The organism is Streptomyces sp. CB02959, from assembly GCF_002803155.1.
Classification (GTDB): Bacteria; Actinomycetota; Actinomycetes; order Streptomycetales; family Streptomycetaceae; genus Streptomyces.
Map to the genome: position 1 here is coordinate 167,265 of NZ_NNBP01000020.1, position 24,320 is coordinate 191,584.

Genomic DNA, 24,320 nt, shown 5'->3' on the forward strand with positions numbered 1-24,320 from the left:
CTGTTCGCCCACAGCGGAATCGCGCCCTGCGCTCACTCTGTCGGCCCCCAGTCCTCTGCTCTCACCGGCGTATTGGACACTCGGCCAGACTAAGGCCACCCACTGACATCCGACTCGGTCACCAGGATTCGTGACCCCAATCGGCCCCCTGCCGTATGGCTCGGAGCGAGGGTCCGGCAAACTTGTGATTGATCGCACTGTTTTGCATTCCGGCATGATGGGGACCACAGTCCTCCGGAGCATGTCGACAAGGAGAGAACTCGTGGACGACGTTCTGCGGCGCGCCCCGCTCTTCGCGGCGCTCGACGACGAGCAGGCGGCCGAGCTTCGCGCCTCGATGGGAGAGGTCACGCTCGCTCGCGGCGACGCCCTGTTCCACGAAGGGGACCCGGGCGACCGCCTGTACGTGGTCACCGAGGGCAAGGTGAAGCTCCACCGCACCTCACCCGACGGCCGCGAGAACATGCTGGCCGTCCTCGGACCCGGCGAGCTCATCGGGGAGCTGTCCCTGTTCGACCCGGGACCGCGCACGGCCACCGCCACCGCGCTCACCGAGGTCAAGCTGCTCGGCCTGGGCCACGGCGACCTCCAGCCCTGGCTGAACGCCCGCCCGGAGGTGGCCACCGCCCTGCTGCGCGCGGTCGCCCGCCGGCTGCGCAAGACCAACGACCAGATGTCCGACCTGGTCTTCTCGGACGTGCCGGGCCGTGTGGCGCGTGCCCTCCTGGACCTGTCGCGCCGTTTCGGCGTGCAGTCCGAGGAAGGCATCCACGTCGTGCACGACCTCACGCAGGAGGAGCTGGCCCAGCTGGTCGGCGCCTCCCGGGAGACCGTCAACAAGGCGCTCGCGGACTTCGCGGGCCGCGGCTGGCTGCGCCTGGAGGCGCGCGCCGTGATCCTGCTGGACGTCGAGCGGCTGGCCAAGCGCTCGCGCTGACGCCCCGCGTCCACGGCGACCACCCCAAGGGCCCCGCTCCGGCGGGGCCCTTGCCGTGTCCGGGCCGCGGCGGGCGGCCGCCGGGTAATCCGCTCGCGGCCCGCCGTTCCGCCGCCCCATAGTGGGCGCCATGACCACCAGTGGGGATTCCCGGGGCAAGGGCCTCGACCAGGACGGCTTCTTCGTGCGGGAGGGCTCCCTGGAGCGGGTGCCCGCACCGTTCGCGCCCGTCGTGGCGGAGCTGACCGCCCGGCTGGCCACCCGCTTCGCACCCGACCGGCTGGTGAGCAGCTACCTCTACGGCAGCATCCCGCGCGGTACCGCCGTCCCCGGGGTGTCCGACCTCGACGCGCTGCTCGTGCTGCGCACCGGCCCCGGCGACGCCGACCGGGCCGCCGCCCGGGCCGTCGAGGCGGAGCTGGACGCGGCCTTCCCGCAGATCGACGGCGCCGGGTTCCTGCTGATCGCCGAGGACCGGCTGCTCGGCGATCAGGAGCGGTACGACATGGCCTGGTTCGTGGCCTGTCTGTGCACGCCGCTCGGCGGGCCGGACGTGACGGCGGCGCTGCCCCGTTACCGGCCCACCTCGCTCCTCGCCCGGGAGACCAACGGGGACCTGCACCGCCGGCTGCCCGGCATGCGCGAGCGGGCCGCCGCGGCCGCCACCCGGGAGGAGCGCGACCGGCTGACCCGGGGGATCACGCGGAACCTCGTCCGCACCGGATTCACCCTGGTCATGCCGCGCTGGGGCGGCTGGACCAGCGATCTCGCCGAGTCCGCCGAGGTGTTCGCGCACTACTACCCGGCGCACGCCGACCAGATGCGCGCCGCGGCGCGCGCCGCCCGGCATCCCGCCGCGTACCCCGAACTGCTCGACGACCTGCTGAACGGGCTCGCGCCCTGGCTGGCCGACACCTACCTGGCCGTCCACGGGGCGAAGGCCCTGCCGCCACAGGGGCCCTGACGCCCTCGCGGCGCCCCCGGGCGCCCCAGGGGCGGGCCCGCCCGATCCGGCCCTAGATCAGCCCGTGCTCGCCCAGGTACTCCAACTGCGCCCGCACCGACAGTTCGGCGGCCGGCCACAGGGAGCGGTCGACGTCCGCGTAGACGCTCGCCACGACCGCGGCGGGGGTCCGGTGGCCGGCCTCCACGGCGGTCTCCACCTGGGCCAGCCGATGGGCCCGGTGCGCCAGATAGAACTCCACCGCCCCCTGGGCGTCGTTCAGCACCGGCCCGTGGCCCGGGAGGACCGTGGCGACCCCGTCGTCCACGGTGAGGGAGCGCAGCCGGCGCAGCGAGTCGAGGTAGTCGCCCAGCCGCCCGTCGGGGTGCGCGACCATGGTGGTGCCGCGCCCCAGGATCGTGTCGCCCGTCAGGACCGCGCCGTCGGCGGGCAGATGGAAGCAGAGCGAGTCCGCGGTGTGCCCCGGGGTGGGCACCACCCGCAGCTCCAGGCCCCCGGTGGTGATGACGTCGCCCGCGCCGAGCCCCTCGTCCCCCAGGCGCAGCGCCGGGTCCAGCGCCCTCACGGGGGTGCCGGTCAGCTCGGCGAACCGGGCCGCGCCGTCGGCGTGGTCGGGGTGCCCGTGGGTGAGCAGGGTCATCGCGACCCGGTGCCCGGCCCGCTCCGCGGTGTCGACGACGGCCCTGAGGTGGCCCTCGTCGAGCGGTCCGGGGTCGATGACCACGGCCAGGCCGGAGTCCGGTTCGGCGACGATCCAGGTGTTGGTGCCGTCCAGCGTCATCGGGGACGGGTTCGGGGCCAGCACGCAGTGGGCGCGCGCCGTGGCCTGCCCCGACAGGACGCCGCCGCGGGGCTGGCCGGGGAGGGCGGCTGCTTCGGTCATGCGGAGGAACCTCCCGGAGGGCCGGCGGGGCCCTCGTCCGCCGGCGCGATGTGCTTGGTGAACTCGTCGTGGCCCGGCCAGCTCAACACGATCTCGCCGTCCACGAGATGGGCGTGGGCCAGCACCGGCGTCAGGTCCTGCGCCGCGGCCCCGGACAGCGCGTCGGTGACGGCGGCGTACGGCTGGAGGGAACGCAGCGTGGAGATGGTCGGCGGCATCATCAGCAGCTCACCGCGGTCGTAGCCGGCCGCGGCCTCCTCCGGGCGGATCCACACCGTGCGGTCCGCCTCCGTGGAGACGTTGAGGGCACGCTGGCCCTTGGGGAGCGCGGCGACGAAGAAGAACGTGTCGTAGCGGCGCGGTTCGAACTCCGGGGTGATCCAGCGCGCCCAGGCGGCCAGCAGGTCGGAGCGGAGCACCAGGCCGCGGCGGGCCAGGAAGTCGGCGAAGGACAGCTCGTGGCCGACCAGTGCGGCCCGGTCCGCCGCCCAGTCCTCGCCGGTGGTGTCCGCGACGACCGTGGTGGCGGAGTCGCCGGCGAGCAGCACCCCGGCCTCCTCGAACGTCTCGCGCACCGCGGCGCAGATGATGGCCTGCGCGGCGGACGGGTCGACGCCCAGCCGCACCGCCCATTCGGCGCGCGAGGGGCCGGCCCACCCCACGGGACGCTCGTCCCGGGGATCGACGGAACCGCCCGGATAGGCGTACGCGCCTCCGGCGAAGGCCATGGAGGCGCGTCTGCGCAGCATGTGGACGGCGGGACCGCCGTGGTCGGTGTCCCGCAGCAGCAGGACCGTCGCGGCCCGCCGGGGCGCGGCCGGCGTCAGTTCGCCGTTCGTCAGGGCCCGGATGCGGGCCGGCCATTCCGGCGGATACCACTGGCCATTCGTCGTCGACGCCATGGCCGGATGCTATGTGCTCGCGTGCGGATGTTCGAGGGGTCCTCCGGGCAGAGGGCCCGATCCGGACGCGAGCGCACCGCTCGTGATCCGTCAGTCGGCGATCTCGACCTGGATCTCGACCTCGACCGGGGCGTCGATCGGCAGCACCGCCACGCCGACCGCGGAGCGGGCGTGCACGCCCTTCTCGCCCAGGATCTCGCCGAGCAGCTCGCTGGCGCCGTTGACGACGCCCGGCTGACCGGTGAAGTCCGGCGCGGAGGCCACGAAACCGACGACCTTCACGACCCGGACGATCTTGTCGAGGTCGCCGACGACGGACTTCACGGCGGCCAGCGCGTTGAGCGCGCAGGTCGCGGCGAGCTCCTTGGCCTGCTCCGGGCCGACCTCGGCACCGACCTTGCCGGTGGCCGGCAGCGCGCCGTCCACCATGGGCAGCTGGCCGGAGGTGTAGACGTACGCGCCGGAACGGACCGCGGGCTGGTAGGAGGCCAGCGGCGGCACGACCTCGGGCAGCTTCAGGCCGAGCTCGGCGATCCGGCCCTCTACGGCACTCATGCCTTCTCCCGCTTCAGGTAGGCCACCAACTGCTCGGGGTTGTTCGGGCCCGGCACGACCTGGACAAGCTCCCAGCCGTCCTCGCCCCAGGTGTCCAGAATCTGCTTCGTCGCGTGCACGAGCAGCGGCACGGTCGCGTATTCCCACTTGGTCATGGGCCGAGCGTAATGCCTGTCCCGGGGGCTCCGGTCCCGCGACCCCCAGGGCACCTCCCTGACGCCGTCCCTGACCGCGTGCGGGCGGATCTCCGGGTACTCCCAGGCGTATCCCGTGCGTACGCGGGACGCGGACTGGTTAGGCTCCATGGCGTGAGCAGGCTCCATGTCGTCAGCGGCAAGGGCGGCACCGGAAAGACCACGGTCGCCGCTGCCCTCGCCCTCGCCCTGGCCACCGAGGGGCGCCGCACCCTCCTGGTCGAGGTCGAGGGCCGGCAGGGCATTGCCCAGCTGTTCGAGACCGAGGCGCTTCCCTACGAGGAGCGCAAGATCGCGGTGGCCCCCGGGGGCGGCGAGGTGCACGCCCTGGCCATCGACGCCGAGCGCGCCCTCCTGGACTACCTCCAGATGTTCTACAAACTCGGCAGCGCCGGCCGGGCCCTGAAGAAGCTCGGCGCGATCGACTTCGCCACCACCATCGCCCCCGGCCTGCGGGACGTCCTGCTGACCGGCAAGGCGTGCGAGGCCGTCCGCCGCAAGGACAAGAGCGGCGCGTTCGTCTACGACGCGGTGGTGATGGACGCCCCGCCCACCGGCCGCGTCACCCGCTTCCTCAACGTCAACGACGAGGTCGCCGGCCTGGCCAAGATCGGCCCGATCCACAATCAGGCCCAGGCCGTGATGCGCGTGCTGAAGTCCCCCGAGACGGCCGTGCACCTGGTGACCCTCCTGGAGGAGATGCCCGTCCAGGAGACCGCCGACGGCATCGCCGAGCTGCGCGCCGCCGGCATCCCGGTCGGCGGCGTCGTCATCAACCTGACCCGCCCCGCGCTGCTGGACAACGGGGACCTGGAGGTGGCCGCCCGCGGCGCCCGGGCCGGCATCGCCAAGGCGCTCTCCCAGGCCGGTCTGGGCGGCGCCCGCCGCGGCGGCCTCGCCGAGCGCCTGATCGACCCGCTGCTGGAGCAGGCGCGCGAGCACGCCGAGCGGGTCGAGCTGGAGCGCGCCCAGCACGCCGCACTCACCGACCTCGGCCTGCCCACCTACGAGCTGGGGCTGCTCCCCGAGGGAGTGGACCTCGCCGGGCTCTACGGCCTGGCCAGAGACCTGCGGAAACAGGGGCCCATATGACCTCCGACGACACGACGCTGGACGCCTCGGCCCCGTGGCTGGAGGTCGACGCCCTGATCGACGACCCGCGCACCCGCATCGTGGTGTGCTGCGGCTCGGGCGGCGTCGGCAAGACCACCACCGCCGCGGCGCTGGGGGTGCGCGCCGCCGAGCGCGGTCGCAAGGTCGTGGTGCTGACGATCGACCCGGCCCGCCGCCTGGCGCAGTCGATGGGCATCTCCGAGCTCGACAACGTCCCCCGCCGGGTCAAGGGCGTCGACGAGACCGCCGGCGGCGAACTCCACGCGATGATGCTGGACATGAAGCGCACCTTCGACGAGATCGTCGAGGGCCATGCGGACGCCGAGCGGGCCCGCGCCATCCTGGAGAACCCCTTCTACCAGTCCCTGTCGGCCGGTTTCGCCGGTACGCAGGAGTACATGGCGATGGAGAAGCTCGGCCAGCTCCGCGCCGGCGACGCGTGGGACCTGATCATCGTGGACACCCCGCCGAGCCGCTCCGCGCTGGACTTCCTGGACGCCCCCAAGCGGCTGGGGTCCTTCCTGGACGGCAAGTTCATCCGGGTCCTGATGGCGCCGGCGAAGGTCGGCGGGCGGGCCGGGATGAAGTTCCTCAACGTCGGCATGTCGATGATGACCGGCACCCTCAGCAAGCTCATGGGCGGCCAACTCCTCCGCGACGTGCAGACGTTCGTGGCCGCGATGGACACCATGTTCGGCGGCTTCCGCACCCGCGCGGACGCCACGTACCGCCTGCTCCAGGCGCCCGGTACGGCGTTCCTGGTGGTCGCCGCGCCGGAGCGGGACGCGCTGCGCGAGGCGGCGTACTTCGTCGAGCGGCTGGCCGCCGAGCAGATGCCGCTGGCCGGGCTGGTGCTCAACCGCGTGCACGGCAGCGGCGCGGCCCAGCTCAGCGCCGAGCGGGCGCTGGCCGCCGCGGAGGCGCTGACGGAGGACCTCGCCGACCACGCACCGGACGAGGCGGCAGCGCCGCAGGGGCCGGACGGCGATCCCAACTCGCGCTCCCACCAGGCCGGTTCACCCTCCGCGGAAAATCTTGAGCCGGACGGCATTGTCGATCTCGACGGCGGGAAGACTGGATCACGTACCCCCGGCGGCCCCTCCCCCGCCGCCGCGGCGGAGCAGGCGGCATCCCCTTCGGCCTCGGCAGCGCAACTCGCCGCCGGGCTGCTGCGGCTGCACGCGGAACGCATGCAGGTCCTGGCACGCGAACGACGCACCCGTGACCGCTTCACCGCACTGCACCCCGAGGTGCCGGTGACGGAGGTCGGTGCGCTGCCCGGTGACGTCCACGACCTCGCGGGCCTGCGCGCGATCGGCGATCGCCTGGCGCTGGGCCCCGGCGAGGCCGAAGCCTGACCGACGACTGACCGACGACTGGCCAACGGCCGGCCGCCGGGCGGCGAACGGGGCCTACCCGACCGCCGCGTACTCGTCGTCGAACGCGTCGTCCGAGCAGTCCACCGGCAACAAGCCCGTGCTGCGCTCGTATTCCGTACGCGCCGTCTCCAACAGGCGACGCCATGACGTGACCGTCGGACGGCGGCGCAGCAGCGCCCTCCGCTCGCGTTCCGTCATCCCGCCCCACACACCGAACTCCACCCGGTTGTCCAGGGCGTCGGCCAGGCATTCCGTGCGCACCGGACATCCGGTGCACACTGCCTTGGCGCGGTTCTGCGCCGCCCCTTGCACGAAAAGTTCATCCGGATCGGTAGTGCGGCACGCTGCCTGTGCACTCCAGTCGGTTACCCAGCCCATGCCGGCGCCGTCCTCTCCCGAATCGAGGCTCCCCCACGGCGGCAAACGGCATATTCACCGTTGCCAGTTGAGGACGTTACGGAAGGCAAGCAGGGCGCAACACCCCCTTCGGGCCCAATCTTGAATGGCCCGAACGGACTATGCGTACGCGGCAGATCACCCAACGGAGTGACCGTGCGACATACGTCACTTCCCTCCCAAGCGGGACACTTCACCGTGATGGCAAGGGATTTCTGACGCACGACGGACATCTGGGACAGCGTCCGCGCCGGGAGCAGAGGTTGACGTACTGAGGCGAAACCATTCCGCTGCGGCAGGTGGGAACAGGCTAAACGAACAGGTGCGCCCCTGTCCGGCGAATGAGAACGTAGGCTGCCCTCATGGCTAAGAAGCGCGAGGGCGGGGGTCAGTCCAAGACCCAGCAGGCCGCCAAGTTCCTCGGTGTCAGTGTCCTTGCCGGAGCCGTCCTCGCCGGGATCGCGCTACCGGCCGCCGGGGCACTCGGCCTCGCGGCCAAGACGTCCGTCGAGGGCTTCGACGACATCCCGGCCAACCTCAAGACCCCGCCGCTCAGCCAGCGGACCACCATCCTCGACGCCGGCGGCGGCGAGATCGCGTCGGTCTACTCCCGCGACCGCACCGTCGTCGACCTGAAGAACATGTCGCCGTACGTCCAGCAGGCGATCGTCGCCATCGAGGACGCCCGCTTCTACTCGCACGGCGCCATCGACCTGAAGGGCATCCTGCGCGCGGTCAACAAGAACGCCCAGTCGGGCGGCGTCTCCCAGGGCGCGTCCACGCTGACCCAGCAGTACGTGAAGAACGTCTTCATCGAGGAGGCCGGCGACGACCCGGACAAGGTCGCGCAGGCCACCCAGCAGACCCTCGGCCGCAAGGTCAAGGAGCTGAAGTACGCGATCAAGCTGGAGGAGAAGCTCGGCAAGCGCAAGATCCTCCAGAACTACCTCAACATCACCTTCTTCGGTGAGCAGGCGTACGGCGTCGAGTCCGCCGCCCAGCGCTACTTCAGCAAGCCCGCCAAGGACCTGAGCATGGGGGAGTCGGCGCTGCTCGCCGGCATCGTCCAGTCCCCGACGCGGTACGACCCGGTCAACCACCCGCAGGCGGCGACGGAGCGGCGCAACACCGTCCTGCGGCGGATGGCCGACCTGAAGGACATCACCCGGGCCCAGGCCGACGCGGCCGCCGCCCAGCCGATCAAGCTGAAGGTCAGCCGCCCGCAGAACGGCTGCATCACCGCCACCGACGGCGCCGGCTTCTTCTGCGACTACGTCCGCGAGGTGCTGCTGAACGACAAGACGTTCGGCGCGACCCGCGAGATCCGTTCGAAGCGCTGGATGCAGGGCGGTCTGACCATCCGCACCACCCTGGACCGGCAGACCCAGAAGTCGATCCAGGCGTCGCTGAGCAAGCACGTCTTCGAGGACGACCCGGTCGCCAGCGCCTCCGCGGTCGTCCAGCCGGGCACCGGCAAGATCCTCGGCATGGGCCAGTCCCGGCCGTACGGCTTCGGCACCAACCAGACCCAGATCAACCTCTCGGTCGACCACAGGATGGGCGGCGGCGCCGGCTACCAGCCCGGCTCGACGTTCAAGCCGATCGTCGCGGCGGCCGCCCTGGAGCAGGGCATCAGCCCGTACCAGCAGTACTCCTCGCCGTTCAAGATGGCGTACCCGAAGCCGGTCCAGACCTGCACCGGCGAGTGGAACGGCAGCGGCACGCTCCAGAACGAGGACCCCAAGGAAGTCGGCCCGTACGCCATGAAGGAGGCGACCGCGAAGTCGGTCAACACCTACTACGTACAGCTGATCAGCGACATGGGCATCTGCCCCGCGATCACGATGGCCCAGAAGATGGGGCTCCAACGGGCCGACGGCAAGCCCCTGAAGCAGGTGCCCGCCATGGCTCTCGGCGTCCAGGAGATGTCCCCGCTGACCATGGCCACGGCGTACGCCACCTTCGCCAACGAGGGCACCTACTGCTCCCCCGTCGCCATCGAGTCGATCACCGACGCGCAGGGCAAGGCGCTGAACGTCCCGAAGGCCGACTGCCACAGCGCGATGTCCAAGAAGACCGCGGACACCGTCAACACCCTCCTCAAGGGCGTCGTCGAGGACGGCACCGGCAAGGAGGCCGGCCTCAAGGGCCGCGACAGCGCCGGCAAGACCGGCACCACGGACAGCCGCTACGCCGCCTGGTTCGTCGGCTACACCCCGAACGCGGCCGGCGCGGTCTGGGTCGGCGACCCGCGCCACCAGCGCCAGATGTACAACATCACCATCGGCGGCGTCCCGCACGACAAGGTCTACGGCGCCGACACCCCCGGCCCGATCTGGCGCGACCTGATGACCGGCGCCCTGGACGGCCGCCCGGCCCTGACCCTGCCGACCGTCCCGATCGACGACCCCGGCAACAAGAGCGACGACGGCGACAAGGGCAAGCCGAAGCCCAACCAGAAGCCGAAGCCCGGCGGCGGCGACAACAAGCCCGGCGGCGGCTGGCACATCCCCGGCTTCCCCGACTTCCTGGGCGGCGGGAACGGCGGCTGGTGAACGACCGGTCCGGCTGACCGCCCTCCGCCACGAAGAAGGGGCGCCTCCTGACGGGGGCGCCCCTTCTTCGTCTCCGCGACGGCCCGCGGGCGGGCCGTCGCGTACGGCCTCAGCCGGCCAGCAGCTTCTTCACCATCGCGGCGACCCGGCCGCCGTCGGCCCGGCCGGCCACCTTCGGGTTGACGATCTTCATCACGGCGCCCATGGCCTTCGGGCCCTCGGCCCCGGCCCCGGTGGCCTCCGCCACGGCCTCGGCGACCAGCGACTCCAGCTCGTCGTCGGTCAGCGGCTTGGGCAGGTACTCGGCAAGCACCTCGCCCTCGGCCCGCTCGCGGTCGGCCTGCTCGGCCCGGCCGCCCTTGTCGAACGCCTCCGCGGCCTCGCGGCGCTTCTTGGCCTCCCGCGCGATGATCTTCTCGACCTCGCCGTCGGACAGCTCGCGCGCCTGGGTGCCCGCCACCTCCTCCTTCTGGAGCGCGGTCAGCGTCAGACGGAGGGTGGAGGAACGCAGCTCGTCACGCGCCTTGATCGCGGTGGTGAGGTCGTCCTTGAGCTTGGCCTTGAGCGTGGTCATGACGTTGAGTATGCCTCCCCCCACCGACAACCGCCGCGCCTTTTCCCACCGCGCGCCCCGCCGGCGCCCGCCCGCCTCCGCGCCGCGGGGGCCCGCCCGCCGGCCGTCCCACCAAGATCACCTCTCCTCGCCCTCCGCCCACTCTGCGACCATGGACGCATGCGCGCGCGATACGGAGTTCCCCTGTCCCTTGCCGCGGTCGGCGCGGCCGGCCTGGCCTACGCCGCCGGCTTCGAAGTCCGCTCCTTCCGCCTGCGACGCGTCACCGTGCCCGTACTGCCCCACGGCATGCGGCCGTTGCGCGTCCTCCAGGTGTCCGACATCCACATGGTCAGCGGGCAGCGCAAGAAACAGCGCTGGCTCCAGTCGCTCGCCGGGCTCCGCCCCGACTTCGTCGTCAACACCGGCGACAACCTCTCCGACCCCGAGGGCGTCCCGGAGACCCTGGACGCCCTGGGCCCGCTGATGGAGTTCCCCGGCGCCTACGTCTTCGGCTCCAACGACTACTACGGCCCCAAGCTGCGGAACCCCGCCCGCTACCTGGTCGAGAAGGTCCAGGGCCGGCACGGCCTGAACGGCAACGCCCCCGCCGTCGGCGTCGTCCACAACCCCTGGGAGGACCTCCGCGACGCCTTCGACGGCGCCGGCTGGGTCAACCTCTCCAACACCCGCGGCCACCTCAAGCTGGACGGCGCCGAGATCGCGCTGACCGGCCTGGACGACCCGCACATCAAGCGCGACCGCTACGCCGAGGTCGCCGGCGGCCCGGAAGCCGACGCCGACCTCTCGCTGGCCGTCGTCCACGCCCCGTACCTGCGGTCCCTGGACGCCTTCGCCGCCGACGGCTATCCGCTGATCCTCGCCGGCCACACCCACGGCGGTCAGCTCTGCGTCCCCTTCTACGGCGCCCTCGTCACCAACTGCGACATCGACACCCAGCGCGCCAAGGGCCTCTCCAGCCACACCGCCGACGGCCGCACCTCCTACCTCCACGTCTCGGCCGGCTGCGGCACCAACCGCTACACCCCCGTCCGCTTCGCCTGCCCGCCGGAGGCCACCCTCCTGACGCTGACGGCACGCGACTGACGCGACGCCCCGCCCCCGGCCCCCCATCTCGGGAGCCGGGGCCGCCCGCGCGTACGGCCGCGACGGGCCGGCACCGGCCCCCGGAAGCGGATTCACGACCGAATCCGGGGTGACCTCGGTCACTTTGCCCCCTCCGACCGCCCGGCGCGCCCCGCCGGCGCCCCGCGGGCCCGCCGACCCGCCCCGACAAAACCGCAGGTCAGAGCCGTTTCCGTCGCCGACCGAAAGCGGATTTCACCTACGGGGATCAGTCCGCTAAAGTAGAGCTCGTTGCTTCGGGGTGTAGCGCAGCTTGGCAGCGCGCTTCGTTCGGGACGAAGAGGTCGTGGGTTCAAATCCCGCCACCCCGACTGAAGGAACAAGAAGTCAGGGCCTGAGCCGAGAAATCGGATCAGGCCCTGACTCGTTTCCAGGACAAACGAGGCACAGCCGCCGCCACGCACCCGCGGCGGGTCGGTCACCCAGCCGAACTTCGGTGCCCGGATGGCGCTTTCGCTCAGGTGCGCACACCCGGGCAGGTGCGCTTTGCCCTGGTCGTGAATGATGATCGCGCCATTGGGCCAGCCCGCCCACTCGGGCGATCCCGTCGATTGCGGCGTCCGGCAACGGCGCCGCGGCGCCCGCCAGTTGCTGCGGGTCGCGGACTTCCTCCCCGAACGTGGCGATGCGCGCGTAGCCGAAGAATGCGAAGAACAGAAGTCCCGCTGTCTGGAGCATGCCCTCGGCAGTCGCGTCGTCGCCGATGTCCGGCCGGGCAGCGTCCGAGGCACCGGAGGCGCGGGGGGGGCCAGCCGACGCCGGCGCCCGGTGGCCGGCGAGCCGTGCGTCTGGTCTCCGCAGCGGCGGCGGTAGGCGATCGCCGTCCTTATGGTGGATACCAAGGCGCCCACGCCGCCCGCACCGAGGCATGCGCCACTCGGACCGTGGTCTGGCAGGGCAGTCGCAGGAAAGAGCCGCACATGGAGCAGGGAGAGGACCCGCTGCCGCCCTCGCTGCAGCTGCGCCTGAACGCCGAGTGGGACCGCGTCACCGAACGGCTCCGCACCCTGGCCGACGCCCAGGAGCAGTTCCAGGGGCTGCTGGACGCTGCGCTCACCATCAGCCGGGAGCTGGAGCTGCCCGTGGTGCTGCGCCGGATCGTCACCACCGCGATGGACCTGGTCGGCACGCGCTACGGCGCCCTGGGCGTACTGAACGAGCAGCACACGGGCTTGTCGGAGTTCATTCCGGTCGGCCTCACCGACCGCGAGGTGGCCGACCTGGCCGGTGTCGGGCAGCCGCGGGGCCGGGGGCTGCTGGGCCATCTGATCCACCACCCCGAACCGCTGCGGACCGACGACCTCAGCGCCCACCCCCACGCCGCCGGCTTCCCGCCCGGGCATCCGCATATGCGCACCCTGCTCGGTGTGCCGATCAGCGTGCGCGGCGAGATCTACGGGGACCTGTACCTGTCCGACCGGCTGGACGGCCGTCCCTTCGACGCCCAGGACGAGAGTGTGGTGCTCGCCCTGGCCGGCGCCGCGGGCGTGGCCATCGACAACGCCCGCCTGTTCGAGCAGGTCCGCGCCGGAGCCGAGCAGTTCCAGCGCCTGCTCCTGCCCCACCTGCCCGACCTGCGGCCGTTCACCGCGTCCGCGATCTACCGACCGGCCACCGCCCCCGGGCTCCTCGGCGGGGACTGGTACGACGCCGTCCTGCTGCCCGACCACGCCTGCGCGGCCGTCATCGGTGACGTCGTCGGCCACGACATGCACGCCGCGGCCGCCATGGCCCAGACCCGCAACATGCTGCGCGCCCTGCTCTACGAGCGGCGCACCCCGCCCAGCGCCGTCCTCACGCAGCTCGATCGCACCCTGTGCGCGATCACCGACAACCCCGTCACCACCGCCTGCCTGGCCCGCATCGAACCCGACGGCGACGCGTGGAAGCTGCGCTGGAGCACCGCGGGCCACCTCCCACCACTGTTGATCACCCCTGAGGCCCGGGCCGAGTATCTGCACGCCGACCCCGGCGTCCCTCTCGGCGTCGACACCGCCCAGCCCCGCCCCGACCACACCCACCCCCTGCCGGCCGGCGCCACCGTGGTCCTCTTCACCGACGGGCTGGTCGAACATCCCCGGCACTCCCTCGACGCCGGTCTGAACGTCCTCGCCCGCATCGCCACCGCGCACGCCGGGCTGCCCCTGAACGAGCTGTGCCGGACCCTGGCCGACCAGCACCCCGGCGACGGCCATGACGACATGGCCATCCTCGCCCTGCGCACCCCGCCCCACGGGGCACCGCACCAAGGCCGACCGGCGTCCACATCACGCCACTGACCAGCGGAAACGTCATCCTCGCAGGCAGGATCGGCTCGGTGCCGGGTGCTCACCAGGCGACGGTTCGGCCGTGGCGGTCGAGGTACCGCAGGCCGGTGCGGCCGTGTTGGGCGTCGACGGTGGTGACGAGGTGGGGGATGCTCTCGCCGATGGTGAAGCGGGCGTGCGAGCCGCCGAGTTCGGTCTTGACCCAGCCGGGCGCCATCAGGAGCAGCGTTCGGCCGTCGTCGTGGTGGCGGGCGGCATAGCTGCGCATGAGTTGGTTGAGGGCGGCTTTGCTGGCTCGGTAGATCTCGAAGCCGCCGCCTTCGTTGTCGGCGACGCTGCCCTGGCCGGAGGACGTGATCGCGAGGGTGCCGTTCGGTGCGGTGCACGTGCTCGATCTCCAGCCGCCCGCCGGCGGTGTCCCGCAGTTCGTGCAGGGCGGTGCGGGCGGAGCCGCGGACGGTCGCCACGACACGGGATCCCCGGTCGAGGTACTCCGCGGCGATCGCGTGGCCGAGGCCGCGCGAGGCGCCGATGACGAGAACGGTGGCGTGCGGTGAGGTCGGGGTCATGCGTCCTCCTGAAGGCCGGTCGTCGTCCGGGCGGCCGTCCCGGCGGGAAGCGGTTCGAGGCCGTAGAGCGACTCGGCGTTGGCGTGGGCGATCTTCCGTCGGTCGCCGGGGTCGGGAAGCGTGCGCAGGAAGTCGGTGAGGGTCGCGGCGTCGAACCGGCGGAAGGGGTGGTCACCTGAGAGCAGGATGCGGTCGACGCTGGTGTAGGCGAGGGCGTGGCGGAGCAGACGGGGGGTCAGCATGCCGCTGGTCGCAATGTGGATGTTGGTGGCGAAGTAGTCGGCGACCCGCCGGTCGAGGTGGGGGGCGGCCGAGGAGAGGCCGTCGATCCGGTCGAGGGCGAACAGGAGCATCTCGCCCCAGTGGCCCAGGACGATCTGCAGGTCCGGGTGGCGGTCGAAGGTGCCGCGCAGGACGAGGCGGAGCGCCGCGAGTCCGGCCTCGATGTGCCAGCCCCAGCCGAAGGTGGCCAGTGCGAGGTCGAGGGCCGGGGCGAAGCCGCGGTAGTCCGTTGCGCGTCGTATAACGCGTCGCGCACGCCGTGCGTCGTGCCCGTGCTCGTGCTTGTGCTTGTGCTTGTGCTTGTGCTTGTGCGGCCAAGCCTCGGCCAGGCGCGGTGCGCGGCGGCCCGGAAGCGGCGCCTTTTGTAGGGTTGCCGCCATGACGCGCCCGGTGATCGCTGATTCCGTCACGTTGGAGCCGGATGATGTGCGAATCCTTCGTGCTCTGCAGATTGATCCGCGGGTCGGATTCGCGACCGTGGCGACGGTCCTCGGGCTCTCCGAGCCGACCGTCGCCCGCCGCTACCGCCGTATGCGGCGGGCCGGGGCGATCCGGGTGGTCGGGGTGGTCGACCCGGGAGCGCTCGGGCAGAGCCGGTGGATGGTGCGTCTGCGCTGCCGGCCCGGCAGCGCCACGGCCATCGCCGAAGCGCTCGCGCAACGCGACGACGTCGGCTGGGTCGCGCTGGGCGCGGCCGGCTCCGAGGTCACCTGCGCCGTGCGCTCGCGCTCCCAGGAGCAGCGCGACGACCTGCTGGGCCGCCGGCTCCCCCGCACCGCCGCCGTGCTCGACCTCCAGGCGTCGGTGCTGCTCCGCCAGTTCATCGGCGGCCGCGGGCACTACTGGGCCGCTCTCGCCGGAACCCTGACCCCCGAGCAGGAGTCCGCCCTCGGGGGCGACGGCCGGCCGTTCACCGAGCGGCCGGTGGTGCGGGACGCGCCGTCGCAGCTCGGCGAGGCGGACGAGAAGCTGCTCGCGGCCCTCGCCGCGGACGGGCGGGCCAGCCTGGTCGACCTCGCGGCCGCGGCCGGTCTCACGCCGGGCCGGGCGTCACGACGGCTGCACGCGCTGCTCTCCGGCGGAGTGGTCCACATCGACGTGGAGATCGCGCCGATGGCCCTGGGGTACCGGGCTCGGGCGAACCTGTGGCTGCGGGTCCACCCGGCCGAGATCAAGACCGTCGGGCGGGCGATGGCGCAGATGCCCGAGGTGGGGTTCGCCGCCGCGGTGTCCGGGCCGTACAACCTCCACGCCGTCGTGCACTGCCACGACCTGGACCGGCTCTTCGAGTTCACCACCGACCGGGTCGGAACCCTGCCCGGCGTCGAGGGCATGGAGACCAGTCCCGTCCTCCGTCAGGTCAAGCAGGCCGGAACCCGGGTGGACGGCGACCGCCTGGGCTCCTGAGCCGCTGCCGTCACCGCGGCCGGGTGAACCGGAGCAGTGACGTCTTCAGGGCGCCGACGAAGGCGTCGCGGTCGTCCGGGGCGAGGCGGTCCAGCGACAGGTAGGGGTTGAGGTCCTCCAGTTCGACCAGCAGCAGGCGGCCGTCCCGGGTGCGGCAGGCGTCGACGCGCTGGATGCCGTGGTCGAGCCCGTTCCAGTCGACGAAGCGCTGCGCGAAGGCCAGGTCGTCGTCGGTGGACTGGTACGGCGCGAGGTCCCAGCGCCGGTCGGGGTCGGTGGTGCGGAGGGCGTACTGGAAGGCGCGGTCGACGAAGTAGAAGGAGACCTCGTAGCGGAAGTCGACGCGCGGCTGGATGAGGACGTCGCCGCTGTCGAGTCCGTCGAGGGCGTCCCGGGTGAGGACGCGCAGGCCGAGCGAGTCGGCGCCGGCCTTGGGCTTGGCCACGTAGGCGTCCGCCTGCGGGAGCCGGTCGACGTCCGCGCGGCGGTCGACGGTCGGGATGACCGGAAGGCCCGCGGCGGTCAGGTCGAGGAGGTACTGCTTGCCGGCCATGTCGGCCTTGCCGGTGAGCGGGTTGTAGACGCGCACGCCGTGCGACAGCGCCCGGGCGCGGAAGTCCTCGTACGCGGCCTGGTAGTGGAGTACGGGGCCACTGTTGCGGACCACGACCGCGTCGAAGGCGTCCATCAGCGCGACCGCGTCCAGGGGGTGGCAGAGGGCGACCGTGAAGGTGTCGCGGAGCCGGGAGCTGAGGAAGACGTCCTCGTCGCCGTACCGGCGTCCCCGGGCCTCATAGGCCAGGTCGGTGACGTACAGGACGCTGGGCCGGGCGGACGGCATCGTTCTCCTGGGGGTTCGACTGCCGTCAACCTATCTGCCCCTGTTTCACCCCTGCGTGGGGGGACCGGCAAACGTCCGCCCGGCGGAACTCCGCGCCGTTCGGTACCGGTCCCTCCCCTCGTGGGGACCGGTACCGAACGGCACAGGCGGCGTCGATCCGCGGGCGGGCGGATCGAGGTCGGCCGGACCGTGGTCGGCGTGGGAGCCGGTCCGCGGCGGACCGGCTCGACGGATCCCGCGCGCTCGTGCGCCGAGATCCGCACCACCAACTCGTGACTCCGGCGGCAGGCGGGTGAGAACGTGCCTGGGGCGTTGTCCCTCCGCGCGCTTGAGCTGGTGGCCTGTCCGGGTAGTACCCGATTTGCTGCCTGCCGCGTGGCGATCCTGCCAGCTGCGGCTTCCAGGGAGGAGGTTCCGGCGTCAGGACAAGGGCTTATCCCCAGGTCAGGCAGTTAAGGTGAGTTTTCCGGTCCGGATGTCCAGGTGCGGGGGAAGTAAGGGGTGGAGACCTTGAGTTCCGACTCAGGGGCACGCACAGCCCTCGCGGAACGTCTCGCGCTGCTCTACAAGGAGGCCGGCAACCCGCCCCTCAAGAAGGTGGCCGAGGCGGTCGTCCGGCTGCAGCGGGTCGACGAACGAGGGCGGCCCGTGCGGGTGTCCGTGCAGCGGATCAGCGACTGGCGGCGGGCCAAGAACGTCCCCGCGCAGTTTGCCGCGCTCGCGGCGGTACTGCACATCCTGATCCCCGAAGCCCGGCGCACGCGCCCCGCGCCGGTGTCCGCGGGACTGTACGACCTGGCGCAGTGGCAGCGCCTGTGGGAGAGCGCGGTCGCCGACCCGGTCGCCGACCGCGCCGCGACGCCCGCGCAGGAAGAGGAGAGCCCCCCGGCCGAAGCCCCCGCCGTCCCCGGGGTGTGCCCCTACCGGGGGCTGGCCTCGTACCGTCAGCAGGACGCCCGGTGGTTCTTCGGCCGGGAGCGGAGCACCGGGGCCCTCGTCGCGCAGCTGCGCGCGGCGGAGCGGACGGGCGGCCTGGTCATGCTCGTGGGCGCCTCGGGGGCGGGGAAGTCCTCCCTGCTGAACGCCGGCCTGGTGCCCGCCCTGGAGGACGGCGCGCTGGGCGACGGTAAGGGCGGGGACCGGGAGGTCCTCCAGCTCGTGCCGGGCGGCGACCCGCTCGCCGAGCTGGCCCACCGGATCCCCGGACTCGTGCCCGGCCTGGCGGCCGAGCGGCCGGACGCGTCGCGCCTCTCGGCCGCGATACGGGCGGCCACCGCGGCCCGAGCGGAGCCCGGCACGGCCGCCGCGGCCCGTCCGGTGGTGATCGTGGACCAGTTCGAGGAGGCGTTCACCCTCTGCTCCGACGAGGCGGCCCGCCGCACGTTCATCGAGCTGCTGCATGCCGCGTGCACGCCCACCGACGCCGGGGACCCCGCCGCGGCGCTGGTCATCCTGGGCGTCCGCGCCGACTTCTACGAGCAGTGCCTGGGCCATCCCGAACTGGCCGACGCGCTGCAGCACCGGCATATGGTGCTCGGGCCGCTGACCAGCGCCGAGCTGCGCGAGGCGGTGACCGGCCCGGCCAAGGCCGTGGGCCTGGAACTCGAACCGGGGCTGGCAGAGCTGATCGTCCGGGAGGTCAGCGCGGACGGCCCCGGCGGGGCGCACGACGCGGGGGTGCTGCCGCTCCTCTCGCACGCCCTGCTCGCGACCTGGCAGCGGCGGAAGGCGGGCCGGCTGACGCTGGCCGGGTACCGCGCGGCGGGCGGCATCCAGGGCGCGGTCGCGGCGACCGCCGAGCGGGCCTGGTCCGCCCTCGACCCGTCGGCGCGCACGGCCGCGCGCCTGCTCCTGCTGAGACTGGTCCGGCTGGGCGAGGACACCCAGGCCACCCGTAGGCGGGGGACCCGGCGCCAACTGGCCGCGGAGTCGACGGATCCCAACAAAACGGAGGAATCCCTCGAAGCGCTGGTGCACGCCCGTCTGGTGACGCTCGACGCGGAGGCCGTGGAGATCACCCACGAGGCGCTGCTGCACGCCTGGCCGCGGCTGCGCGACTGGATCGACGAGGACCGGAACGGCAATCTGCTGCGCCAGCAGCTGGAGGAGGACGGCCGGGCCTGGGAGGGCTCGCACCGCGACGCGTCCCTGCTCTACCGGGGTTCCCGTCTGGCGCAGGCCCGCACCTGGGCGGAGTCCGCCGACGACCCCTTCCTGACCCGCAGCGCGGTGGAGTTCCTGGCCGCTTCGGTCCGGCTGCGCAGGCGCACGGTCCTGCTCAGCCGGGGTGCGGTGGCGGCCCTGGTCGTCATGGCGATGCTGGCCGTCGGTTCGGCGGTGGTCGCCTGGCAGCAGCGGGACGACACCGTCTTCGAGCAGGTCCTCGCGCAGGCCGACCGCGCCCAGTACACGGATCCGTCCCTGTCGGCGCAGCTCGACCTGGTGGCGCACCGCCTGCGGCCCTCCGACGAGGGCACGAACAACCGGCTGAACTCGATCGTGAACGCACCGCTGGCCACACCGCTGCTGGGCCACACCGGCGCGGTCTACCTGACCTCGTTCAGCCCGAACGGCCGGATCCTGGCCACCGCCAGCTACGACCGGACCGTGCGGCTGTGGGACGTGGCGGACCCGACACGCCCCAAGCCGCTGGGCAAACCCCTCACCGGCCACACCAGCTGGGTGAGCACCGCGGTCTTCAGCCCGGACGGGCAGACCCTGGCCAGCGCTTCGGACGACGGCACGATCCGGCTGTGGGACGTGCGGGACCCCCGCCACCCGGCGCCGCTGGGCGCACCGCTCGCCGGCCATGACGGCACGGTCTACCTGCTCTCCTTCAGTCCGGACGGCCGCACGCTGGCCGCCGCCACCGAAGGGCGCACCGTGCGCCTGTGGGACGTCGGCGACCGGCGCCGGCCGACGGCGCTCACGGCGTTGACCGGCCCCACCGCCGCCGTGCGCACGGTGGCGTTCAGCCCCGACGGGCGGACGCTGGCGGCCGGCGGCGACGACAACACCATCCGGCTGTGGGAGATGGCCGACCGGCGGCATCCGACGCCGATCGGCACGGTGCTGACCGGCCACACGGCCACGGTGCACTCCGTGGCGTTCAGCCCCGACGGCCGCACGCTGGCCAGCGGCAGCGCGGACGACACCGTCCGGCTGTGGGACGTGGCCGACCCGGAGCACCCCGCTCCGCTGGGCGCGCCGCTCGCCGGCCACACCGGCGCCCTGTGGTCCGTGGCCTTCAGCCCCGACGGGAGCATGCTCGCCGCCGGCAGCGCGGACAGCACGGCGAGCCTGTGGAACGTCAGCGATCCGGCGTACCCGTCGCAGGTCGGCGAGTCCCTCGCGGGCAGCAGCGGTGAGATGTACGCCGTGGGCTTCAGTCCCGACGGGCGGACCCTCGCCACGGGCAGCGGCGACAGCAAGGTGCGGCTGTGGTCGATCCCGACGTCCAACATGGTCGGCCGGATCGGCGCGTTCCGCCCGGACGGGCGGGTGCTGGCCACGGCCGCCCGGGACCAGAAGGTGCGGCTGTGGAACGTGGAGTCGCCCAAGCGGCCCGCGGCGCTGGGCGAGCCGTTCCGGGCGGGGCAGGGCGGCAACGTGTACGCGCTGGCGTTCTCCCCCGACGGCCACACCCTCGCGGTGCGGACCGGGAACCCCGACCCCGCGGTGCAGCTGTGGAACGTCACCGACCCGGCCCGGCCGGTCCCCTACGGGCCGCCGCTGGCCCTGCCGATCCGCTTCGCGGGCCCCGACACCGTGGCCTTCAGCCCGGACGGCCGCACGCTGGCAACCGCCTACGACGACTTCACCGTCCAGTTGTGGAACGTCGGCGACCCGTCCCACCCCCGCCGGCTCGGCCCGCTCCTCACCGGCCACAAGGGCTACGTCAACTCCCTCGTCTTCAGCCCGGACGGCCGCACGCTCGCCAGCGGCAGCGCGGACGACACCGTCCGGCTCTGGAACACGACCGACCCGGCCCACGCCACCCTCCTCGGCAAGCCCCTCACCGGGCACCTGGGACCCGTCAACGCGCTCACCTTCAGCCCGGACGGCCGGACGCTGGCCAGCGGCAGCGACGACGACACGGTCCGGCTCTGGAACACGACCGACCCCCGCAGGGCGACCCGGCTGGGTTCCCCTCTCACCGGCCACACCGAGGCGGTCGTTTCGCTGACGTTCAGCAAGGACGGCCACACCCTGGCGAGCGGCGGCAACGACAACACGGTCCGGTTCTGGAACGTCGCGCTTCCCGCCAGGGCCGCACCCATCGGCCAATCGACCAGCCCCAACGCCAAGACCGGCAATTTCCTGTCGTTCAGTCCGCAAAGCCACCTGCTCGGAGTATCGAGTGGCGCCGGCACCGTCCGGCTGTGGAGCCTGGACACCGACGAGGCAATCCGTCGCATTTGTTCGACGACCCGCGGTGTTCTGACACCGGAGAAATGGCAGGAGTATCTGCCTCATCTCTCGTACGCGCCTCCGTGCGACGAGTAGGCGGGGCGGGCGGGTGGACCGGCAGGCGGTTATCGGCGTCGGGACGCGGTGAACCGCCCGTGCGACGCGCCGGGCGGGGCACGGCCGATGGGCGTTGCGGCGCCCATCGGCCCTGCGTTTGCGCCCCGCGGCACACCGGAGCCCGTGACGCCGGTCACAACTCCACTTCGCAATTCGGCAGTTGACTCCCACTACGGAGGCAATCTTGCTAGGGTTGGTCACAGCCCGATCGCTGGTGCATCCCCCGTCGCCAGCGATCGGGCCTTTTCGTGTCGCGCATGTCCCACATGGCCCGGATGTCCTGCGCGCCGGACCGGAGCCGGCGGCGGCGCGCATTTCCCTTCCGCGGCATCCCCTCGCGCGGGGCATTTCGACAGGGCCCGGCCCGATGATTCCGCATTCAAGCAAAAACCCTCTCCGTGCCGCCGTATCTCTGTATCCCGCTATCCCCCCTCTTTGCCGTCCCGGTGCGGCCGACTATCTCCGGAAGCCGGGATTCCGGACTCGCACGGACTCATCCGGACTCATGAAGACTCATGCGGACTCATAGGGATCCTGCCGACGCATACGGACTCCGCGGACTCCCGCGGACTCCCGCGGACCCACACGGACCCAAGCGGACAGGCACGGACTCAAGCGGACTCCGGCGGGCGCAGTCGGGGCGGCGTGCTCGTGGGTAATCGGGCAGGTAAAGCTACGGACCGTGGGAGGGTGGCGCGCGTAGGGTCGGTCTCCGTGACTTCTGCGAAGAGTTCCGAGACGAGTCCGAGTTCCGAGACGACGGCGGGGCCGGTGGGGCGGCGCGCGGACGACGCGGCGCCGAATCCTTTCTTCTCGCCGAGTGAACTCCCCTACGGACTACCGCCCTTCGCCCGCATCCGGCACGAGCACCTCCTGCCCGCCTTCGAGCGGGGCATCACCGAGCAGCTGGCCGAGGTGGCCGCCATCGGGGCGAGCCCCGATCCGCCGACGTTCGAGAACACCGTGGTGGCGCTGGAGCGCAGCGGCGCGGTGCTGCAGCGGGTGTGCGCGGTGTTCTTCAACAAGGCGAACGCGGACACCGACGAGGCCACCGGGGAGCTGGAGGCCGAGATCGTGCCGCGGCTGGCCGCCCACGGGGACGCGCTGCTGCTCGATCCGGCCCTGTTCGCCCGTCTGGAGGCGCTCCACGACGGCCGCGACGGGCTGGGGTTGGACGGTGAGCAGCTGCGGCTGCTGGCGCGCCACCACACCGCGCGGGTGCGGGCCGGGGCGCGGCTGAACCCCGAGCAGCAGCGGCGGCTGCGGGAGCTGAACTCCGAGATCGCCACGCTCTGCACCGAGTTCCGGCGGAATCTGCGGGCCGACACCGCGGCGGCCGCGCTGGTGGTGGACCGCGCCGAGGAGCTGGCCGGGCTGCCCGCCGACGAGATCGCCGCGGCCGCCGAGAACGCCCGGTCCCTCGGGCACGACGGCGCCTTCGTGCTGAGCCTGCTGAACTTCACCAACCAGCCGCAGCTCGCCGCCCTGGAGGACCCCGCGCTGCGGGAGCGGCTGCTGGCCGCCTCCATGGGGCGCGGCGGCGGCGCCAACGGGGCCGTCGCGGTCACCGTGGCCCGGCTGCGGGCCGAGCGCGCCGTGCTGCTCGGCCATCCCCACCACGCTTCCTGGCAGGTCGCCGACCAGACCGCGGGGACGACCGGCGCCGTGGAGGAGATGTTCGGGAAGCTGATCGGCCCGGCCGTGACCCATGCCGAGCGGGAGGGCGCGGCGCTGGAGGCGGCCGCCGGCGGCCGGGAGGTCCCCGCCGCCGACTGGCAGTTCTTCGCCGAGCGGGTGCGCAGGGAGCGGTTCGACCTCGACGCGGCCGCGCTGCGCCCCTATCTGGAGCTGGAGGCCGTCCTCCGGGACGGCGTCTTCCACGCCGCCACCCTGGTCTACGGGATCACCTTCACCGAGCGCCCCGACCTGGCCGCGTACCACCCGGACGCCCGGGTCTTCGAGGTGCACAACGCCGACGGCAGCCCCCTCGGCCTGTACATCGGCGACTTCCACGCCCGGGAATCCAAGCGCGGCGGGGCCTGGATGAACGAACTGGTCACGCAGTCCCACCTGTTGGGGCAGCGGCCCGTGGTGGTCAACAACCTGAACGTCGCCAAGCCGGCGGCGGGCGAGCCGGCGCTCCTGAACTGGAGCGAAGTGACCACGCTCTTCCACGAGTTCGGGCATGCCCTGCACGGGCTGTTCTCCGATGTGCGCTATCCCCTGCTGGCGGGCACCGAAGTGCCGCGGGACTTCGTCGAGTTCCCCTCGCAGGTGAACGAGATGTGGGCGGAGTGGCCGGAGGTCCTGGCCCGTTATGCCCGGCACCACCGCACCGGGGAGCCGATGCCGCCCGAACTGCCCGCCAAACTGCGGGAGGCGGAGCGGTTCGGCGAGGGTTTCGACAGTGTCGAGCACCTGTCCGCCGCCGTCCTGGACTGGGCCTGGCACACCCTGCCGGCCGCGGAACTGCCCGGCACGGACGGGGTCGAGGCGTTCGAGGCGGCCGTGCTGGAACGCCACGGGCTGGCCCACCCGGCGATCCCGCCGCGCTACCGGACCGGCTACTTCGCGCACGTCTTCGGCGGCGGTTACGCGGCCGGGTACTACGGGTACCGCTGGGCGGAGGTCCTGGACGCGGACACCGTGCGGTGGTTCCGGGAGAACGGCCGGACGATCCGCGAGAGCGGCGAGATCTTCCGGCGGGAGCTGCTCGGCCGGGGCAACAGCGTCGACCCGATGGCGGCGTTCCGCGCGGTGCTCGGCCGCGATCCGGACTTCGGGCCGCTGCTGGAGCGACGGGGCGCGGCGGCCGCGGAGTAGCCGGCGGGCGCCGGAGTCCTGCCGCGG

At 72.6% G+C, this 24,320-nt stretch carries 19 protein-coding genes, 1 tRNA gene and 1 pseudogene; 11 read left to right on the top strand and 10 right to left on the bottom strand.

Features of this window, described 5'->3' with window-relative positions; translation table 11 throughout:
- Positions 1-262: 262 nt before the first annotated feature.
- Positions 263-937 (top strand): Crp/Fnr family transcriptional regulator, encoded by a 675-nt coding sequence (locus CG747_RS29335; protein WP_003981529.1) that lies wholly within the window; start codon positions 263-265, stop codon positions 935-937.
- 130 nt (positions 938-1,067) lie between these two features.
- A complete protein-coding gene (locus tag CG747_RS29340; RefSeq protein WP_100604856.1) occupies positions 1,068-1,901 on the top strand; it encodes a nucleotidyltransferase in 834 nt (277 codons plus the stop codon).
- Positions 1,902-1,953: 52 nt separating this feature from the next.
- Here CG747_RS29340 and CG747_RS29345 read toward each other — a convergent pair whose 3' ends face one another.
- From CG747_RS29345 to CG747_RS29360, 4 genes are all read right to left on the bottom strand, one after another.
- Positions 1,954-2,784, bottom strand: coding sequence for an MBL fold metallo-hydrolase (locus tag CG747_RS29345; RefSeq protein WP_100604857.1), 831 nt, complete (start codon positions 2,782-2,784; stop codon positions 1,954-1,956).
- Positions 2,781-3,686 carry an NUDIX hydrolase gene (locus CG747_RS29350; RefSeq protein WP_100604858.1) on the bottom strand — a complete coding sequence of 302 codons (906 nt, stop codon included), beginning with the start codon at positions 3,684-3,686 and terminating at the stop codon, positions 2,781-2,783. The genes CG747_RS29345 and CG747_RS29350 overlap by 4 nt, the downstream gene beginning before the upstream one ends.
- Before the next feature lie 90 nt (positions 3,687-3,776).
- Positions 3,777-4,241, bottom strand: a complete 465-nt coding sequence (locus CG747_RS29355) for a RidA family protein (RefSeq protein ID WP_100604859.1) — start codon at positions 4,239-4,241, stop codon at positions 3,777-3,779.
- Positions 4,238-4,396, bottom strand: a complete 159-nt coding sequence (locus CG747_RS29360) for a DUF4177 domain-containing protein (RefSeq protein WP_003967454.1) — start codon at positions 4,394-4,396, stop codon at positions 4,238-4,240. The genes CG747_RS29355 and CG747_RS29360 overlap by 4 nt, the downstream gene beginning before the upstream one ends.
- 153 nt (positions 4,397-4,549) lie before the next feature.
- Between CG747_RS29360 and CG747_RS29365 the strand changes: the two genes are divergently transcribed.
- Positions 4,550-5,527 (top strand): ArsA-related P-loop ATPase, encoded by a 978-nt coding sequence (locus CG747_RS29365; RefSeq protein WP_100604860.1) that lies wholly within the window; start codon positions 4,550-4,552, stop codon positions 5,525-5,527.
- A complete protein-coding gene (locus CG747_RS29370; protein WP_100604861.1) occupies positions 5,524-6,906 on the top strand; it encodes an ArsA family ATPase in 1,383 nt (460 codons plus the stop codon). The genes CG747_RS29365 and CG747_RS29370 overlap by 4 nt, the downstream gene beginning before the upstream one ends.
- Before the next feature lie 54 nt (positions 6,907-6,960).
- Here CG747_RS29370 and CG747_RS29375 read toward each other — a convergent pair whose 3' ends face one another.
- Entirely contained in the window at positions 6,961-7,305 is a 345-nt protein-coding gene (locus tag CG747_RS29375) for a WhiB family transcriptional regulator (protein ID WP_020930847.1), read from the bottom strand.
- Between the two features lie 380 nt (positions 7,306-7,685).
- Between CG747_RS29375 and CG747_RS29385 the strand changes: the two genes are divergently transcribed.
- Entirely contained in the window at positions 7,686-9,878 is a 2,193-nt protein-coding gene (locus CG747_RS29385; protein WP_100604862.1) for a transglycosylase domain-containing protein, read from the top strand.
- Positions 9,879-9,987: 109 nt separating this feature from the next.
- Here the strand turns inward: CG747_RS29385 and CG747_RS29390 are convergent, their stop codons facing one another.
- Positions 9,988-10,452, bottom strand: a complete 465-nt coding sequence (locus CG747_RS29390) for a GatB/YqeY domain-containing protein (RefSeq protein WP_100604863.1) — start codon at positions 10,450-10,452, stop codon at positions 9,988-9,990.
- 159 nt (positions 10,453-10,611) lie between these two features.
- Between CG747_RS29390 and CG747_RS29395 the strand changes: the two genes are divergently transcribed.
- Both CG747_RS29395 and CG747_RS29400 read left to right on the top strand, forming a co-directional pair.
- On the top strand, positions 10,612-11,538 hold the full coding sequence (locus tag CG747_RS29395) for a metallophosphoesterase (RefSeq protein ID WP_100604864.1): 927 nt from the start codon (positions 10,612-10,614) through the stop codon (positions 11,536-11,538).
- A gap of 276 nt (positions 11,539-11,814) precedes the next feature.
- A tRNA-Pro gene (locus CG747_RS29400) sits at positions 11,815-11,888 on the top strand.
- A gap of 253 nt (positions 11,889-12,141) precedes the next feature.
- On the opposite strand, the pseudogene CG747_RS49880 reads toward CG747_RS29400, so the two are convergent.
- Positions 12,142-12,312, bottom strand: a pseudogene (locus tag CG747_RS49880) (amino acid permease); the annotation flags it as partial.
- 185 nt (positions 12,313-12,497) lie between these two features.
- Between CG747_RS49880 and CG747_RS29410 the strand changes: the two are divergent.
- Positions 12,498-13,856, top strand: a complete 1,359-nt coding sequence (locus CG747_RS29410) for a PP2C family protein-serine/threonine phosphatase (protein ID WP_100604865.1) — start codon at positions 12,498-12,500, stop codon at positions 13,854-13,856.
- A gap of 49 nt (positions 13,857-13,905) precedes the next feature.
- On the opposite strand, the gene CG747_RS29415 is transcribed toward CG747_RS29410, so the two are convergent.
- Positions 13,906-14,316, bottom strand: a complete 411-nt coding sequence (locus tag CG747_RS29415) for an SDR family NAD(P)-dependent oxidoreductase (RefSeq protein ID WP_308303809.1) — start codon at positions 14,314-14,316, stop codon at positions 13,906-13,908.
- Positions 14,317-14,409: 93 nt separating this feature from the next.
- Entirely contained in the window at positions 14,410-15,075 is a 666-nt protein-coding gene (locus CG747_RS29420; RefSeq protein ID WP_100604866.1) for an amidohydrolase family protein, read from the bottom strand.
- On the opposite strand from CG747_RS29420, the gene CG747_RS29425 reads away from it, so the two are divergent.
- Positions 15,074-16,102, top strand: a complete 1,029-nt coding sequence (locus CG747_RS29425; protein WP_100604867.1) for an Lrp/AsnC family transcriptional regulator — start codon at positions 15,074-15,076, stop codon at positions 16,100-16,102. The genes CG747_RS29420 and CG747_RS29425 overlap by 2 nt on opposite strands.
- A gap of 10 nt (positions 16,103-16,112) precedes the next feature.
- Here the strand turns inward: CG747_RS29425 and CG747_RS29430 are convergent, their stop codons facing one another.
- A complete protein-coding gene (locus tag CG747_RS29430; protein WP_100604868.1) occupies positions 16,113-16,943 on the bottom strand; it encodes a hypothetical protein in 831 nt (276 codons plus the stop codon).
- A gap of 501 nt (positions 16,944-17,444) precedes the next feature.
- Here CG747_RS29430 and CG747_RS29435 point away from each other — a divergent pair.
- Entirely contained in the window at positions 17,445-21,449 is a 4,005-nt protein-coding gene (locus CG747_RS29435) for a hypothetical protein (protein ID WP_100604869.1), read from the top strand.
- Between the two features lie 735 nt (positions 21,450-22,184).
- Entirely contained in the window at positions 22,185-24,293 is a 2,109-nt protein-coding gene (locus tag CG747_RS29440; protein ID WP_374701832.1) for a M3 family metallopeptidase, read from the top strand.
- The last annotated feature ends 27 nt before the right edge of the window (positions 24,294-24,320 follow it).

What these genes read in the sequence shown, in the direction of transcription:
- CG747_RS29340 (WP_100604856.1), top strand. Translation starts at nt 1,068, where the DNA reads ATGACCACCAGTGGGGATTCCCGGGGCAAGGGCCTCGACCAGGACGGC.
- CG747_RS29345 (WP_100604857.1), bottom strand. Translation starts at nt 2,784, where the DNA reads ATGACCGAAGCAGCCGCCCTCCCCGGCCAGCCCCGCGGCGGCGTCCTG.
- CG747_RS29350 (WP_100604858.1), bottom strand. Translation starts at nt 3,686, where the DNA reads ATGGCGTCGACGACGAATGGCCAGTGGTATCCGCCGGAATGGCCGGCC.
- CG747_RS29355 (WP_100604859.1), bottom strand. Translation starts at nt 4,241, where the DNA reads ATGAGTGCCGTAGAGGGCCGGATCGCCGAGCTCGGCCTGAAGCTGCCC.
- CG747_RS29360 (WP_003967454.1), bottom strand. Translation starts at nt 4,396, where the DNA reads ATGACCAAGTGGGAATACGCGACCGTGCCGCTGCTCGTGCACGCGACG.
- CG747_RS29370 (WP_100604861.1), top strand. Translation starts at nt 5,524, where the DNA reads ATGACCTCCGACGACACGACGCTGGACGCCTCGGCCCCGTGGCTGGAG.
- CG747_RS29375 (WP_020930847.1), bottom strand. Translation starts at nt 7,305, where the DNA reads ATGGGCTGGGTAACCGACTGGAGTGCACAGGCAGCGTGCCGCACTACC.
- CG747_RS29385 (WP_100604862.1), top strand. Translation starts at nt 7,686, where the DNA reads ATGGCTAAGAAGCGCGAGGGCGGGGGTCAGTCCAAGACCCAGCAGGCC.
- CG747_RS29390 (WP_100604863.1), bottom strand. Translation starts at nt 10,452, where the DNA reads ATGACCACGCTCAAGGCCAAGCTCAAGGACGACCTCACCACCGCGATC.
- CG747_RS29395 (WP_100604864.1), top strand. Translation starts at nt 10,612, where the DNA reads ATGCGCGCGCGATACGGAGTTCCCCTGTCCCTTGCCGCGGTCGGCGCG.
- CG747_RS29410 (WP_100604865.1), top strand. Translation starts at nt 12,498, where the DNA reads ATGGAGCAGGGAGAGGACCCGCTGCCGCCCTCGCTGCAGCTGCGCCTG.
- CG747_RS29425 (WP_100604867.1), top strand. Translation starts at nt 15,074, where the DNA reads ATGACGCGCCCGGTGATCGCTGATTCCGTCACGTTGGAGCCGGATGAT.
- CG747_RS29420 (WP_100604866.1), bottom strand. Translation starts at nt 15,075, where the DNA reads ATGGCGGCAACCCTACAAAAGGCGCCGCTTCCGGGCCGCCGCGCACCG.
- CG747_RS29430 (WP_100604868.1), bottom strand. Translation starts at nt 16,943, where the DNA reads ATGCCGTCCGCCCGGCCCAGCGTCCTGTACGTCACCGACCTGGCCTAT.